Origin of the sequence: Paenibacillus sp. cl141a, from assembly GCF_900109305.1 — a bacterium.
In the GTDB taxonomy this organism is placed as follows: Bacteria; Bacillota; Bacilli; order Paenibacillales; family Paenibacillaceae; genus Paenibacillus_AQ; species Paenibacillus_AQ lautus_A.
Genome location: NZ_FNZO01000003.1, coordinates 158,227 through 171,977, shown reverse-complemented (window position 1 = coordinate 171,977; position 13,751 = coordinate 158,227). Strand labels below are relative to the sequence as shown.

The following is a 13,751-nucleotide window of genomic DNA, read 5'->3' as shown; positions in this document are numbered from 1 at the left end:
TTGATCCTGTATATTCCAAGTTTCAAGCCGAAGCGGCTCAATTTCACGGATTGCGTACACCCTCGTCATAAGTTCACAACATGCCTTCGGTAAACTAAAACCATCTCGGCTAACATCGGGAATCTAAAATTCAAGGTTACGGAGGTAAATTGCGAGATGAACATACTAAGAAAAAATAATATCGGCCTGCCGATGCTCTCGATCATACTGCTGGCTTTGCTCGGCGTTCCCCGCGTCATTGCCCACGATCTGCAATGGGTCGATCCCCACGGGATCATCAATCGGCTGCTTGTCTTCATTCCCCCGATCGTCTGGATAATCTATGTACTAGGCAAGCGGCATCACGTTCAACATCTTTTTCTGCCCTTAATGGCCATCGGAGCCGTCTATGGGCTGTTTCTTGGCATCACACATCAGCTGTTATGGAATATGGCCTTCGAAACGCCGCCGGCTCTAGGGGGCAATCTGGCCGACCTCCCTGCAGCAGCCAACAGCTTTTTGACCAGAACCTTCGCCTTCATCAGCAGCATCGTGACCGGCACGGTCGTCGGCATCGTCTGCGGCATTGCTGCCACGGTGCTTCATCCGCTGGTGAAGGGAAAATGAAGAGGCTAGCATCCAAACCTATCATCTGCAGCTGCATAGAATAGATAGGAGATGATGCAGCGACAGCACGGTCATTTCCCACGTTTTTCATGAATGAAGGGGAGGTGTACACCTTGAGAACAACGTCATCGGGTCGAATGGAAAATCAGGTATACTCGAGCCGCGTCTTGAGATCAGAGTTTGACGGCAACTGGAGAACCGTGCTTTCGAAAAGCGGTTATGTCGTTTATATCGCTACTTCGAACCATGCCAAAGTCGAGGTGCTGCTGGCAGGCGGACTGACCAAGCTGCTGGTGTTTAGAAGAGGAGGAAAAGTTCTGGTTGGCGGGGGCGGAACAAGCCATTACAGCAAGCCTCACCGAGCGATCACGATAAATTAAGCCCAAACTTTACTCGACTCTTTGGAGATTGTATATCCGCAGTCCATTACAAAAAAAGAAACGTCAAGAATCTCTCGGCGTTTCTTTTTCTATGTAATGCTCTATCTATACAAAATGAGACAGCACGAACACGGCCGACGAGTTCCAATAAATAGCCACCTCATTGGTGGAATAGCTCTCCATCACATCGGCAAAAGAGGCTGCGGGCGCCCTGCCGGCCAAGTGCTCACGTGCATAATCGTCGTGTAGCCCCTTGTTCGGACCGCCGGAGACGAGGCCCGGAACCGGCTCCTCCACGCCGTCGCCTTCGGAAGGACGGTGATGCGGGTGCCGGATCGGTTTTGCCCCATATCCTGTAACGTAACTCGTCCCCATCACGTTCGCCCCGAATACATAGTGCACATGCTCGTGCACATGCCGCTCATAATCTTCGGAACCGGACAGTCTTCCCGCCACAAGCAGGAGCATCGCTTGGTTCATGACCAGCATATTGCTGCCCCAGATATATTGATCCGGCAGAAGCGAGAGGCCATAGCCGTCCCGATCGCTGACAGCAGCTAGCTCATCCGCACGCCGCAGCAGGCCCGCGATTAATTCTTGCGCCAGCTCGGGCTCTTCTTCCTGCTCCGACATCAGATAGGCAAACGTCCCGTAACCGCCCATGTCCGCCCATCCCAGCTCGTATTTTCCGAAAGAGTCCTGCTTGGCTAAAGCTTGGAAAGCCTCATGATATGGCGTCTCCCCCGTTGTACGGTATAACTCTGCCGCTGCCCAGTACCGTTCGTCCGCATCCTGGCCATCGCCATATTCGCCTGTAGCGATATCAGCCGGATTGCGGAAGCCCGGCTCTTCGGGATGCTCCTCCAGCCATGCCCAAGCCCGCACCGCTGCCTTCAGGCAGCTCGCGGCGAAGGCTTCATCATAGGGAGAATAGATCCGTGCCGACATGGCCATGATACCGGCAAAACATCCGGTTGCCGTTGCGGAGATCGGCGACAAGTACAGCGGGGCCGTATCGTCCTCCGGCATGACGTCACCCGCCGGAAACCGCAGCGTCGTGAGCTTATGGAACACGCCCCCCGATTCCTCATCCTGCATGCGCTGCAGCCAGTCCAGCTCATACCGGCATTCATGCAGCACATCCGGCATGCGGCCGTCGCTTTCCGGCAACGGCAGCGGCTGGGCAAACGCTTCGGGGTACAGCTCGAAGGCCAGCAGCAAGTCGGCGGCGGCTTTGGCGCCAGGCACGACGTACTTGCCATAATCCCCGGCATCATGCCATCCTCCGCAAGCATCCACCCGCCGCGATTCATGTCCATGAACGATGGCCGGCGTGAGATGGCAGGCTTCATGCTTCCAAGGCCCCGCATGCAGCTCATCCAAAGCCGTCCCGCACCGGAAGTAATAAAACGCTTTCAATATTGCTCGGTGGGCATCCTCGTATACATCGTCGGCAATGACAAAAGGTACCGACGACTGCCCATCCTCCGTCTCGATTCGATAGGTGCCGGGTGTTTCCCATGCCGTAAAATCCCCTCTGCTTACCGTCTGCCCGCTGGACGCATCCTCTATGGCAGGCGCCGTCTGCCCCTGCCATACGACCTCGCCATTTCGCGCATTGACGATGCGAAACCGTCCGCCCTGACCGGCAATGACGGCAATCTTGGCGTCCCGGCCCCGATAACCTAACTGGTTAACGGCAATGCCGTTTTGCTGCACGTACTCCATGTTCATCTGCTCTGCACATCCCTTTCGATTGTCGTTTCATTCGAAACTTCCATGCTATAACAGTTCGCTGGGGCCTGCCATTTCCCTCTTACAGCCATCGAATTTGTCCTGTTCATGCAAGCAGGCCCTTCCTGCATGGAGGAAGGGCCTGCTGTTTGTATGGTTCCTTAGATTTCATTGCGTTTTTGTTTTTGCGATCGTCATTCAGCCGTCGACTGCAAAATATAGCCTTTTCCCCGGATGCTCTCAATGGCCAGAATATCCCTCGTCTTCTTGCGGACCCGGTAGATCAGCGCATTCAGCTCCTCCGAGCTCACATCGGGCACTTCGTCCGTCCCGTAGCTTCGCTCGGGCCAAACGTATGCCTTGAGCTGCTCCTTGGACACGAACTGTCCTTGGTGATTGACGAGCAGCTCCATGCACTTGTACTCTTTTTCCGAAAAAACGTACACGTCCTCGCCGCATACCAGCTCCTGCTTGAAAGGGTTCAGCTTAAGCCCGCCGGAGCCCTCAACCGCCGCTAGCTGCTTGATCAGCGGGGTAATGTCCATCGTCTCATCCATGCTGAGGATGGAGAAGGACAGCACGATCAGATCTCCCGCAAGCACGATGGTATCTCCATGCTGAAGGGGGATTTCATCATGGGGAGCCAGCCGTGCCTGATTAACGAAGGTGCCATGCTTGCTGTTCAGATCCTTGATGCTGAACTTCCCGTTTCGATGCAGCAGCGCCGCATGCCGCCGGGACACAAAAATATTGTCAAACGCGATATCCGGATCAAAATGCTGGCCCTTGCGGCCAAGCACCGTGATCGGTTTGGTCAAAGCTATAACGTCTCCGCGCTCGTAGGGATTTCCCCGCTCCACCATCAAAAAGGAGGATTTGTCCATCATGCTCCCTCCTGTTCCCATATACTCGCTCATTTGTATTTGTTAGTTCGTTATTATGCAATTGTTATGTTCCAGCCATTGAGTATGCGCCCAAAATCACTAAGATTTAATGAAGAAGGATATAAATAAAGAACTTCGTTTAGAGAAAGAGAAAAATATCAATCTACTATTGCATATTGTATACGATTTTGGGGGATTGGATCATGCGAAAACTAAAAAGATGGAAGAAAATCATGCTGTTTTTTGTTGTGTTGCTCGTGTTTTTGTTCGTTAACAATTCATCCCTGCTCACCAAAGACCGTGACGGCAAGCCGCTGCTGCTGGCGCATCGCGGGCTTGGGCAGACCTTCACGATGGAAGGCATTGAAGCCGACACGTGTACCGCCTCCCGCATCTATGTGCCGGAGCACGCTTACCTGGAGAATACCATTCCGTCCATGAAAGCCGCCTTCGAGGCAGGCGCCGATATTGTGGAACTGGATATCAAACCGACCAAAGACGGCCAGTTCGCCGTGTTCCATGACTGGACGCTGGAATGCCGCACCAACGTGGAGGGCTCGGTCAAGGATTATACCATGGACGAGCTGAAAAACATAGACATCGGGTACGGCTACACGGCCGACCAAGGAGCGACTTATCCTTTTCGGGGAAAGGGAGTCGGGCTGATTCCGTCGTTAGACGAGGTGTTGGAGGCGTTCCCGGACGGCGCGTTTCTGATCCATATCAAAAGCACGGACCCTGAAGAAGGAAAACAACTGGCCGATTATCTGTCCGGTCTGCCGGTGAAGCGTCTCAGCCAGCTGACCGTTTACGGGGATGACCAGCCGATCCGCACGTTAAAATCGCAGCTCCCCTCGCTGCGCGTCATGTCCATGGATACGCTCAAAAGCTGTCTCGTATCCTACGCCGGGGCCGGCTGGAGCGGCTACCTTCCATCGGTTTGCCGCAACACCCAGCTCCATATACCAGAGAAATATGCCCGTTATTTATGGGGATGGCCGGATAAATTCCTAAACCGGATGGACAGCATCAATACACGGGTCATCCTCGTGGCCGGGGAAGGCGGCTGGTCGGAGGGCTTTGACTCCGTAGCGGATTTGGAAAGGCTGCCGGACGATTACAGCGGCGGGATTTGGACGAACCGGGTCGACGTTATCGCCCCGGAACTGACCATAAGGAAAAAGGAATAAGTCGAAGCATCGCGTTCGTTTCGAATCTTGATATAGGCGGGTCGAAAGGCCTCATATACCGGAAGATCCGCCCTCTAAAAAGCCCCCTCTCGTTTACGGGGCTTTTTTTTATTTTCATAGGGTCAAAGGGCAAAGTTTTTAGGGTGTTTTTACCGATGACTATTAATAGGGTCTTTTATCCTAAATTCATGCTGCATTCATTGAAATATATAGGAGTTGATATTTTGGCCAGGGAAACAGAAAAAAAGGGAATGGCCTGGTTTAAGAATGCCCGCTCGAACCAGAACCAATCTGAGAAGAACAGTGCCGAACACCAGGAAATTGCCGTAACCGTCGAAGAAGAGCCGGCATATTCCGCGGAGCCTGAACTGCACGCCGCGGAGAGCAGCAAGCATCTTTTCTCCAAGGACAACCAGGACAAAATCGGCCTTGACGTCATCGTTTCGATCGAGAACATGCTGAAGGAGCGGCAATTGCTGTCCTATAAGAACAAGGGGCTGGAGGATCAGCTATTTACCGCCAACGAAACGATCAACCGGTATAAGCATGAACAGATCAAGCGCGATCAGCTGGTCCAGGAGAAGAACAAGGAAATTCGCGAGCTGGAGAACGTACTGACCAACAAACAGATGAGTTACGACCAGCTATTGGAGGATTACAAGGAATACCAGCTGACATCGAAGCTGGCGTACGAGAAGCTCTCCAACCAGCTGGAGACCGAAACCGCCAAGTACAACAAGCTCTACGAAGAGTCTAACAACACCCAATATCAGAGCATGCTCAAGATCAACGCGCTTGAAGAGAAGGTGCGCGAGCTGGAGATTGCAAACCAGAAGTATGCGGAGCAGTACCAGAACATTCTGGACGATAAAGCCAAATTGATGCAGACCATCAATGATTTTACCGAGAAGATGTCCTTCTCCTTCTCGCCAAAAGCATCGGCTCCCCACACACCATCGGAATAAGCATAATCACTGCATGAACATCTAGAGAAAGGAGGGCCGTCATGTCTGACTCCTATGGAAAAGTCATTGAGCTGCTGGCGATCGAGACGGATACCGAGGCTTTCGCTCTGCGAATCAAGCTATCCTTCTCGGAATCGGCGGAGCTGTTGTGGTTAACCGATCATGAAACCATAGCGAATATAGCGACCGTGTCGGAATTTAACGGGGTTCACAAATACCGATTATCTTTACATACAACATGGGATGCCATCCAACAGCAATACATAGGCTCCATTACCCGTACATATCGTGACCATGGCAAGCGATTCTCATTTGCTTGCTCCGTTCACTTCAGGAACGAATTAGAGGCGATCAAGGCTATCCGACATTTGGACGATGTATCTACCCTGTCCTTCCTGTCTGCGCCTCTATCCGAACCGGGTCAGGCCGAAGAGGTGCAGACCGATGGAAATCGAAACGCCACGCGCTCTGCAAGGAAGCGGCATCGTCTTCCGCTTAAGCTGGCAAGCGCAACCTTGATGAGCTTGATTTTTGTCGTATTGCTAAGTTCATTTAATTACTCGTACCCGAGTGACATCCGGCATGGAGCTGCAATAACAGCCGCAGCAGAGGTCGAAACGGTCATCCAATTGCTGGCCGAGAACCGGAATGCGATGATCGCCAAACCTGTAGCCGCCTCCGTGGAGAAGGAAGCGGCTCGCAAACAGAAGAAGGAGATCAAGACTTCGGCTGCCCTTCCACGGCTGGAGCTTAAGGATTTCATCTCCTACAGCATCCCTAAAGGGTATGTCGCCCTTACGTTCGATGACGGGCCATCCAAGCACTCCATGGATATCATGAACGTCTTGAAGAAACACGAAGTTGGCGGGACGTTCTTCTTTGTCGGCACCAATGTGAAAAAACATCCGGACTACGTTAAGGCCATCCATGCCAACGGGTACTCCGTGGGCAGCCACTCGATGACCCATAGCCAGATGCCAAGCCTTACTTATGAAGAACAAAAGGCGGAACTGACCCGGGCGGCCAATCTCATCGAGCATATTACCGATGAGAAGCTGGTGCTCTTCCGTCCGCCTTACGGTGCCTTTGATGACCGGACCGAGGCGTTAAGCCGCCAGCAAGGCAATAAAGTGGTGCTCTGGAACCGGGATCCCGAGGATTGGCTGACCCGCGACGAGGATAAAATCCTGGACTATGTCCAGCACATCGAAGCTTCCGGCTCCATTATACTTCTGCATGAATCCCAGGCGGTCGTGGATGCGTTACCAAAAATCATTAAGAGCCTGCAGGATCAAGGACTAACCATCGTCAGTCTGCAATAATCGCTATACGCTTATACAAGAAAGGCTGTACCTTTGATGATTTGGAGCTTCCAACATCAGGTACAGCCTTTTTTAGTGAAGTATAACCGTTCCTACAGCCAGGGGGCTATTTCACCGCCGCCAGTCTTCCTTGAAGGCTTTAACCTGTTGAATATCGAAATAGTATGGTCGAGGTGAACCTATGACAAACCGGCTTTCAACGCGCAAGAAAGCCATTCTTGCGATCATCGTCGTTCTTGCCCTTGCCGGCATCGTCCTCTTAGCCTGCTGGATCATCCAGGACAAGGAGAACGGGTCTGCACTCCTTGCGGTTCGAACGGAAGGATACCTCGTCGATTATCATGATTTTGCACGGGATGAATCCGCCGCCGCGTTAAGCCTGGTCTACGTTGACTTATCGGCACTGCGCGAAATGCATAATAACGGAATCCTACCCTCCCGGGATTATGAACGATATCAAAACCTGCTCGCTCATATGCCTTCGGACGGCGTTTTCTATCCCAAAACCTATCAGATCAGCTCCGGCAAATATGAGTACGACGCATCGGTCAATCTGATCGACCAATTGATCGTTGGCGTCCATCTCGCCGAGATGAATCATCCGCCGACAGATCTTATAGCGTTCCTGAAGGGAGAATTCCGCCAGCATCAGCGGCTGGCAGGCCGCTACACCCGTGAAAGCCGCAAACCGGACGCGGATTACGAGTCGCCTGCCGTTTACGGTCTGGCCATCATTCTGGCGCTGCAAACCAATGACCTCCCATGGGCGCAGCAGCTGCATGAACGCATGCTCCAATTCCGGGATCAGGATCCCGCTTATCCGGGGGGATACGTATTTGACGGGAATACGCATGCTTTTGATAACCTGTTTCCCTTGCTGGCCGAGACGCTGTTCGAGCAGTCCAAATGATGATTCTGCCAGCTTCTTTGGCATGGCTACAAGCTGTCGATCAGCATATACACACCGGTAAAGATCAAAATGATATAGGTAAAGATCTGGAACACACGCTGGTTGATGACGTTGAATAAACGCTGTCCGATAAACAGCCCGATGAATACCAGCGGCAGCGCGATTCCGCTCGATACCCAGACCGTCTTGGATGTTCCCGCCACAATCACCTGAATGATCAAACTCAGGGAGTAGATGAACAAATAGAAGGCCAGGGTCGTCCCTCTCAGTTTGGCCTTCTGCGTATCGGTGCCCGAAAAATATAACAGCAGGGGCGGACCCGGCATGCCGATGCTCGTCGTTAGAGAACCTGAGAGTCCTCCCACCGCCAAGTCCCTGCCGCGGCTTTGGTTTATTCTAAACTTCAGCATCAGCATGACGGTCAGGGCCAATATGATCAGACCGACGCCCAGCTTCAGATAGACGATATCGATGAGCGAAAAAACAACGATGCCCAGAGGGAGACCAGCCGCGCTTCCGATCACCAATCGTTTCAGGATGCCGTAGTCGATGTCCTTGCGGATTTTGGCAATCAGGGCAGCCGATATGACAAGCGATAGAATCAGATTAATCTGAATGGCCTCGGCGGGCCGGAACAACAACAGCAGAGACGGCGTAGCCAGGATGGAGAACCCAAAACCGGTACTGGTCTGGAGAATCGACGCCACGAATATAATAACCGCAAACAGTATGATATCCACGCTGCACCTGCTTTCTTCACCTATTCCGGGGAGCTCCTATTACGAAGCAAGCCCATCCTGTCATTGTACCATAAGGCCATCACGAGACTGCTCCTCATTTGTTGCCGCCATAGGCTGCAAAAGCCCTGGTTAGACGAGAAAAACCCTCCTTGATGGAGGGTTTTTGCTGCTGCTATTCATGATGGAACCGTGCTAACACATCTTAACTCTTTTTAACGAATTCCGATTTCAATTTCATGGCCCCGAATCCTTCGATTTTGCAATCGATATCGTGGTCGCCGTCGACCAAACGTATATTTTTCACTTTCGTGCCTATTTTTAATACGGATGAGCTGCCTTTTACTTTAAGATCTTTGATTACCGTTACGGAATCGCCGTCGGCCAATACATTTCCGTTCGCGTCTTTAATGACCCTCGCATCTTCATCATGCTCCGCTTGGGACCCCGGGGTCCATTCATGAGCGCACTCGGGGCAAATCAGGAGGTTCCCATCCTCATACGTATATTCTGAATTACATTTCGGGCAATTCGGCAGAGTAGACATCGTTACGTTTCTCCATTCTTTTTTACAATAACTATACCCTATATTCGAAACAGATGTCCGCTATATACTTCCACCCCTGAAAGATTAAGCCTTCCCGCAGACGCCGTAGAAGAACATATGAACCATTCCCTCCAGGAAGCCGTCCATATCATCGCTTTGCTGGGCCATGGCCAGAATCGATTCATATTGATTCATGAACAACTGGATAAACGCCAGGACATGTTCCGTCGATACATCCGGCGAAATTTCGCCGCTGTCCTTGCCCTCCTGAATAATCTGTATGGTGAGCGGAATGGCTTTGTTCCTGTACTGCTCTTCCATATAACGGGATAGCTCTTCATCATCGATCAACAACTCTTTGATCAAGCCGGGCGGAAAATCGTTGTAGGATTCCTTCTCCAGAAAAATAATGTGCTCGATCTTCTCCTTCAACGAATGGCCTTCGCTCATGTATTGCTCGAAATCCCGGATCGCCTGATCAAAATAGTTTCGGAAAACCTCGCGAAGCAGCTCCTCCTTGCTTCCGAAGTAATTATAAATCGTCACCTGGGATACCTTGGCCGCTTTGGATATATCCGCAATTCGAATCCGCTTAAGCTCCAAAGTTCGCAGCAAGTCCAAGGTGGTTCTCATAATCTTCTCTTTGATCAGGTTCGCTCTTTTCTCAAAACCGTTCATATCCCTTCATCCTAACTCCATAATTATAGTTATGTAATTCATGAAATATAATCATAAATAAATTTCATTAAATTGTTGACGAGACCCTAAGCCAGGTATATTATAACATATGAAATATTCGAGCCATAATATTTCATTTCTTCAATATCCGGAGGTGGCGGTATGTTAACCGTTCAGCATTTGACGAAGACATTCTCCAACGGAAGGGGGATCTTCGATGTATCGTTCTCGGTAAAGCCGGGCGAGGTTTTTGGTTTCTTGGGGCCCAACGGTGCCGGGAAGTCGACCACGATCCGGCATATTATGGGCTTTATGAAGCCGGACCATGGATACGTCAAGGTGAATGGGCTCGATACCTGGATGGCGCAGGGAAAATTCCAAGCCGATGTCGGGTATCTGCCCGGGGAAATCTCCTTCATCGAAGGGATGACGGGTAAGACCTTTCTGGATTTTATAGCGGATATGCAGGGAATCCGTGATGTTTCCAAACGGAATCAATTGATCGATCGCCTGCAGTTCGATGTGCATACCCCGATCCGCAAAATGTCCAAAGGCATGAAGCAAAAGGTCGGAATCGTGGCCGCCTTCATGCATGATCCGAAGGTCATCATTCTGGATGAACCCACTTCTGGACTCGATCCGCTGATGCAGAAGGTTTTTATCGAAATCGTTCTCGAGGAAAAAGCGCGCGGCACGACATTCCTGATGTCTTCCCACAGTTTTCAGGAAATCGAGCGAACCTGCGACCGGGCCGCCATTATCAAGGACGGGGTCATCATTGCCGTCAAGGACATCCATGAACTGCAGTCCATGCAACGGAAGCTGTTTGAGGTCCACTTCGTGCATTCAGGCGATGCCGAGGCTTTCCGGAGCTCCAGTCTGCTGATCGAATCCCATGAAGAGCTTCGAGTGAGGGTGGCCGTCCAAGGCAATTACGATCAATTTATCCAAGAAGTTGGAAAATACCCCGTGCGCAATATCGATGTCTTCACCCAGAACCTTGAGGATATTTTCATGAATTATTATGATCGGAAGGTGATATCGAAATGAATGTCGCCTTATATAAACAGATGATGAAAGTAAACATGAAGGGCATGATGAACTACGCGTTCGGTTCCGCATTCTATATTCTGCTCATGTTCTGGTTATATCCCAGCATCGCCAAAAACACCAAAGCCATTGACGACTTGGTTGCGTCGATGCCGGAGGGCGTCGGCAAAGCCTTCGGGCTCAACGGTTTTGGTACGGCTGAAGCGTTCATCTCCGGGGAATACTACGGATTGATTCTGGTGCTCATCCTGGCGATCGTCTGCGTGCAGCTTACAACCCAACTGATGGCCAAATTGGTTGACCAGGGCTCGATGGCCTATTTGCTGTCCTCCCCGACCACCAGAGGGAAAGTGGCACTCACGCAAGGTCTTGTGATGACAAGCGGTCTCTTTCTCATCTTGGCGGTTACAACGCTGGCCGGATTTGCCGGAAGCACTTGGCTGCTTGGCGATTCCTATGAATTCAATACAGCCCGCTTCATCCAAATGAATGCGGCGGCGTTCCTGCTCTTTTTTGCCATCTCCGGCATCTGCTTTCTCGTATCGTCGCTGTGCAATGACGAGAAGAAGGCACGGGGCATCTCCGGGTTGATCACGTTTGGGTTCTTCAGCCTGGATTTGATCAGTAAATTCAGCGAGAAGATCGATTGGATGAGAAATCTCACCCTCTTCTCCCTCTATCAACCTGGTGAAATTGTAAACGGGACCGGAGAGTTCGTGCTAACCTCCCTCGTGTTAGCAGCCATCGGACTGATCGCATTCGGCCTGGCCATCGCGTTATTTCGAAAACGTGATTTGCCGCTGTGATCTCAATAGAAGATCATGATATCAAAACGGAGGGCACCCAGAACCGGGTGTTCTCCGTTTTATGTATCCCTTCCATATCTATCCTATCCTAAGCCTTACCCCGTAATGATCGACTTGGCCTTCTCCAGCGCGGAGATGACCTTATCGCACCACGCATCAAACTCTGCGTCCTCCCGCTGATGTTCCGGGTGGGCTAAAATATAGTCCACGGTCTGCTTGATCCCTTGATCGGCACGGATGGTTGCCACGAATTCAGGGACCAGCCGCTTCAGCTTGCTGTTATCGAACACCACCGTATTCGCTTTGTCTCCCAGTAACGACCCGCGGAAATCCTGCGTGCTGGTAGCATCCAGGAACTCGGAAGAGACATGCACCGCATTCAGCTGTACGCCAAGGGCATCTGCAATGATTTCATAAATTTGATTCCAGGTGAGCGACTCGTCAGAGGTAATATGCACCGACTCCCCGATGGCATGGATATTGCCCATCAGGCCGATGAAGCCTTTTGCAAAATCGCGGTTATGCGTCAGGGTCCACAGCGATGTCCCGTCTCCATGAATAAGGACCGGTTTATTCTCCAGCATGCGCTTCACGACCTGCCAGCTTCCCTGGCTGCCATGCACGCCGAGCGGAATGGACCGCTCATCGTACGTATGGCTTGGCCTTACAATGGTCACCGGGAAGCCATGCTCCCGATACTGCTTCATCAGATAATCCTCGCAGGCTATTTTGTTTCGGGAATACGCCCAGTATGGATTGGATAAAGGCGTCCCTTCCGTAATGCGATAATCGGATAGGGGTGTTTGATAGGCTGAAGCCGAGCTGATAAAGATGAACTGTTTGGTTTTTCCTGCAAATAGGCGGTAATCCCTCTCCAAATGGGCCGGCTCGAATGCAATAAAGTCAGCTACAGCATCAAAATCGAGATGCTCAATCAGTTTCGCTACTTGGTCTTCGTCATGAATATCGGCTTGCAAAATATGTGCGCCCTCGGGCAACGTGTCGTTTCGGTTCCCTCGATTGAGCAAGTATAACTCGCAACCTTGTTCCAGCAGCTGCTTCGTAATCGCCGTGCTGATCGTTCCGGTTCCTCCAATAAACAACGCTTTCATAAACTGCACCTCCGGTAGCAATAATGAGAAGACTGACTGCAACTTGACCTTCTATCCTTTACGATAGCATGGGCACGGGTGCATTACAATTTCCAAAAAGGGTTGAACCTCACAGGACTTTGAGCAGAGGGTAGAGCAGGAAGCATTATAGAGGTAGAGGTCGTGCGCGAACCGGCATGAGGCTAACATGCTGTTTTGTAACGCGCAGAAAGACTCCCGTATGCTTGCGGCAAGCGGGAGTCTTTTGGTTTCTAATAATGTCGCATGATTAGGTTATTTCACCCACTTATGCAGCAGAGGCCCTTCCTCTCCAAAGACAGGATCCGTATCCGGAACAGGCACGCTTTGGATTTCGTTGATCGCCTGGGCCCGATCCGTCGGGTTCCGCTCCCTCATGTTCGGCGTATTCCCTTCGGGATAGGCACCGATCACTTCGAAGTCGGGCGTACTGGTAAGCTTCATATGTGCAGTACCCGCCGGCAAGACGATCACGTCACCTGTAGCAAGCTCCAGCCGCTCCCCTGCATCCCCGCCCACAAGGACGGTCGCGCTTCCGGACCGCACGCCAAGGACTTCGTGCGTATTGCTGTGATAATGATGGTAATCGTATACGCCGCCTGACCAGCTGCCGCTCCAGTGATGCCGGTTAAAGGCTGCCTCCAACCCGCTCGGGTCATCCGCGAATACCCCATTGTACACAATGACGGGCAGGTCGGGATTGTTGGGAACCTCTCCATCATCATTCACGAAAAATGATCTGACATGTACTTCCACGGTCATCCGCTCCTTTCGACTCATTGTTCACTCGTGTACCAGTACCCGGGCCGAGC

At 51.5% G+C, this 13,751-nt stretch carries 15 protein-coding genes; 8 read left to right on the top strand and 7 right to left on the bottom strand.

Features of this window, described 5'->3' with window-relative positions; all coding sequences use genetic code 11:
• Positions 1-156 precede the first annotated feature (156 nt).
• Together BMX45_RS10750 and BMX45_RS10745 are read left to right on the top strand one after the other, a co-directional pair.
• Positions 157-606, top strand: a complete 450-nt coding sequence (locus BMX45_RS10750; RefSeq protein WP_090909671.1) for a hypothetical protein — start codon at positions 157-159, stop codon at positions 604-606.
• Positions 607-743: 137 nt separating this feature from the next.
• Positions 744-986, top strand: coding sequence for a hypothetical protein (locus tag BMX45_RS10745; RefSeq protein WP_254778051.1), 243 nt, complete (start codon positions 744-746; stop codon positions 984-986).
• Positions 987-1,091: 105 nt separating this feature from the next.
• Here the strand turns inward: BMX45_RS10745 and BMX45_RS10740 are convergent, their stop codons facing one another.
• Both BMX45_RS10740 and BMX45_RS10735 read right to left on the bottom strand, forming a co-directional pair.
• Complete coding sequence (locus BMX45_RS10740) at positions 1,092-2,714, bottom strand: glycoside hydrolase family 9 protein (protein ID WP_368087166.1); 1,623 nt, start codon at positions 2,712-2,714, stop codon at positions 1,092-1,094.
• Between the two features lie 200 nt (positions 2,715-2,914).
• Positions 2,915-3,604: an FHA domain-containing protein gene (locus BMX45_RS10735; RefSeq protein WP_090909668.1), complete on the bottom strand. Its 690-nt coding sequence runs from the start codon at positions 3,602-3,604 to the stop codon at positions 2,915-2,917.
• 203 nt (positions 3,605-3,807) lie between these two features.
• Here BMX45_RS10735 and BMX45_RS10730 point away from each other — a divergent pair, with 203 nt between their 5' ends.
• From BMX45_RS10730 to BMX45_RS10715, 4 genes are all read left to right on the top strand, one after another.
• A complete protein-coding gene (locus BMX45_RS10730; RefSeq protein WP_090909667.1) occupies positions 3,808-4,794 on the top strand; it encodes a glycerophosphodiester phosphodiesterase family protein in 987 nt (328 codons plus the stop codon).
• 224 nt (positions 4,795-5,018) lie between these two features.
• Complete coding sequence (locus BMX45_RS10725; RefSeq protein WP_090909666.1) at positions 5,019-5,759, top strand: hypothetical protein; 741 nt, start codon at positions 5,019-5,021, stop codon at positions 5,757-5,759.
• 41 nt (positions 5,760-5,800) lie between these two features.
• Positions 5,801-7,081, top strand: coding sequence for a polysaccharide deacetylase family protein (locus BMX45_RS10720; protein WP_090909665.1), 1,281 nt, complete (start codon positions 5,801-5,803; stop codon positions 7,079-7,081).
• A 181-nt stretch (positions 7,082-7,262) separates the two neighbouring features.
• Positions 7,263-7,991, top strand: a complete 729-nt coding sequence (locus BMX45_RS10715) for a hypothetical protein (protein ID WP_090909664.1) — start codon at positions 7,263-7,265, stop codon at positions 7,989-7,991.
• Between the two features lie 26 nt (positions 7,992-8,017).
• Here BMX45_RS10715 and BMX45_RS10710 read toward each other — a convergent pair whose 3' ends face one another.
• From BMX45_RS10710 to BMX45_RS10700, 3 genes are all read right to left on the bottom strand, one after another.
• Positions 8,018-8,731 (bottom strand): sulfite exporter TauE/SafE family protein, encoded by a 714-nt coding sequence (locus BMX45_RS10710; RefSeq protein ID WP_090909663.1) that lies wholly within the window; start codon positions 8,729-8,731, stop codon positions 8,018-8,020.
• A gap of 202 nt (positions 8,732-8,933) precedes the next feature.
• On the bottom strand, positions 8,934-9,275 hold the full coding sequence (locus BMX45_RS10705) for a zinc ribbon domain-containing protein YjdM (RefSeq protein WP_009591139.1): 342 nt from the start codon (positions 9,273-9,275) through the stop codon (positions 8,934-8,936).
• 84 nt (positions 9,276-9,359) lie between these two features.
• Positions 9,360-9,953: a TetR/AcrR family transcriptional regulator gene (locus tag BMX45_RS10700; protein WP_090909662.1), complete on the bottom strand. Its 594-nt coding sequence runs from the start codon at positions 9,951-9,953 to the stop codon at positions 9,360-9,362.
• 162 nt (positions 9,954-10,115) lie between these two features.
• Here BMX45_RS10700 and BMX45_RS10695 point away from each other — a divergent pair, with 162 nt between their 5' ends.
• The gene (locus BMX45_RS10695; protein WP_090909661.1) at positions 10,116-11,003 is read left to right on the top strand and encodes an ABC transporter ATP-binding protein; all 888 of its coding nucleotides are present in this window, start codon (positions 10,116-10,118) and stop codon (positions 11,001-11,003) included.
• Between the two features lie 20 nt (positions 11,004-11,023).
• Entirely contained in the window at positions 11,024-11,809 is a 786-nt protein-coding gene (locus tag BMX45_RS10690) for an ABC transporter permease subunit (RefSeq protein ID WP_254778030.1), read from the top strand.
• Between the two features lie 95 nt (positions 11,810-11,904).
• On the opposite strand, the gene BMX45_RS10685 is transcribed toward BMX45_RS10690, so the two are convergent.
• Positions 11,905-12,921, bottom strand: coding sequence for an SDR family oxidoreductase (locus BMX45_RS10685; protein ID WP_009591229.1), 1,017 nt, complete (start codon positions 12,919-12,921; stop codon positions 11,905-11,907).
• 273 nt (positions 12,922-13,194) lie between these two features.
• Positions 13,195-13,695 (bottom strand): cupin domain-containing protein, encoded by a 501-nt coding sequence (locus BMX45_RS10680; protein WP_090909659.1) that lies wholly within the window; start codon positions 13,693-13,695, stop codon positions 13,195-13,197.
• Positions 13,696-13,751: the final 56 nt, after the last annotated feature.

Coding starts and splice junctions, on each gene's coding strand:
- BMX45_RS10750 (WP_090909671.1), top strand. CDS start 157: ATGAACATACTAAGAAAAAATAATATCGGCCTGCCGATGCTCTCGATC.
- BMX45_RS10745 (WP_254778051.1), top strand. CDS start 744: ATGGAAAATCAGGTATACTCGAGCCGCGTCTTGAGATCAGAGTTTGAC.
- BMX45_RS10740 (WP_368087166.1), bottom strand. CDS start 2,714: ATGGAGTACGTGCAGCAAAACGGCATTGCCGTTAACCAGTTAGGTTAT.
- BMX45_RS10735 (WP_090909668.1), bottom strand. CDS start 3,604: ATGGACAAATCCTCCTTTTTGATGGTGGAGCGGGGAAATCCCTACGAG.
- BMX45_RS10730 (WP_090909667.1), top strand. CDS start 3,808: ATGCGAAAACTAAAAAGATGGAAGAAAATCATGCTGTTTTTTGTTGTG.
- BMX45_RS10720 (WP_090909665.1), top strand. CDS start 5,801: ATGTCTGACTCCTATGGAAAAGTCATTGAGCTGCTGGCGATCGAGACG.
- BMX45_RS10715 (WP_090909664.1), top strand. CDS start 7,263: ATGACAAACCGGCTTTCAACGCGCAAGAAAGCCATTCTTGCGATCATC.
- BMX45_RS10705 (WP_009591139.1), bottom strand. CDS start 9,275: ATGTCTACTCTGCCGAATTGCCCGAAATGTAATTCAGAATATACGTAT.
- BMX45_RS10700 (WP_090909662.1), bottom strand. CDS start 9,953: ATGAACGGTTTTGAGAAAAGAGCGAACCTGATCAAAGAGAAGATTATG.
- BMX45_RS10695 (WP_090909661.1), top strand. CDS start 10,116: ATGTTAACCGTTCAGCATTTGACGAAGACATTCTCCAACGGAAGGGGG.
- BMX45_RS10690 (WP_254778030.1), top strand. CDS start 11,024: ATGATGAAAGTAAACATGAAGGGCATGATGAACTACGCGTTCGGTTCC.
- BMX45_RS10685 (WP_009591229.1), bottom strand. CDS start 12,921: ATGAAAGCGTTGTTTATTGGAGGAACCGGAACGATCAGCACGGCGATT.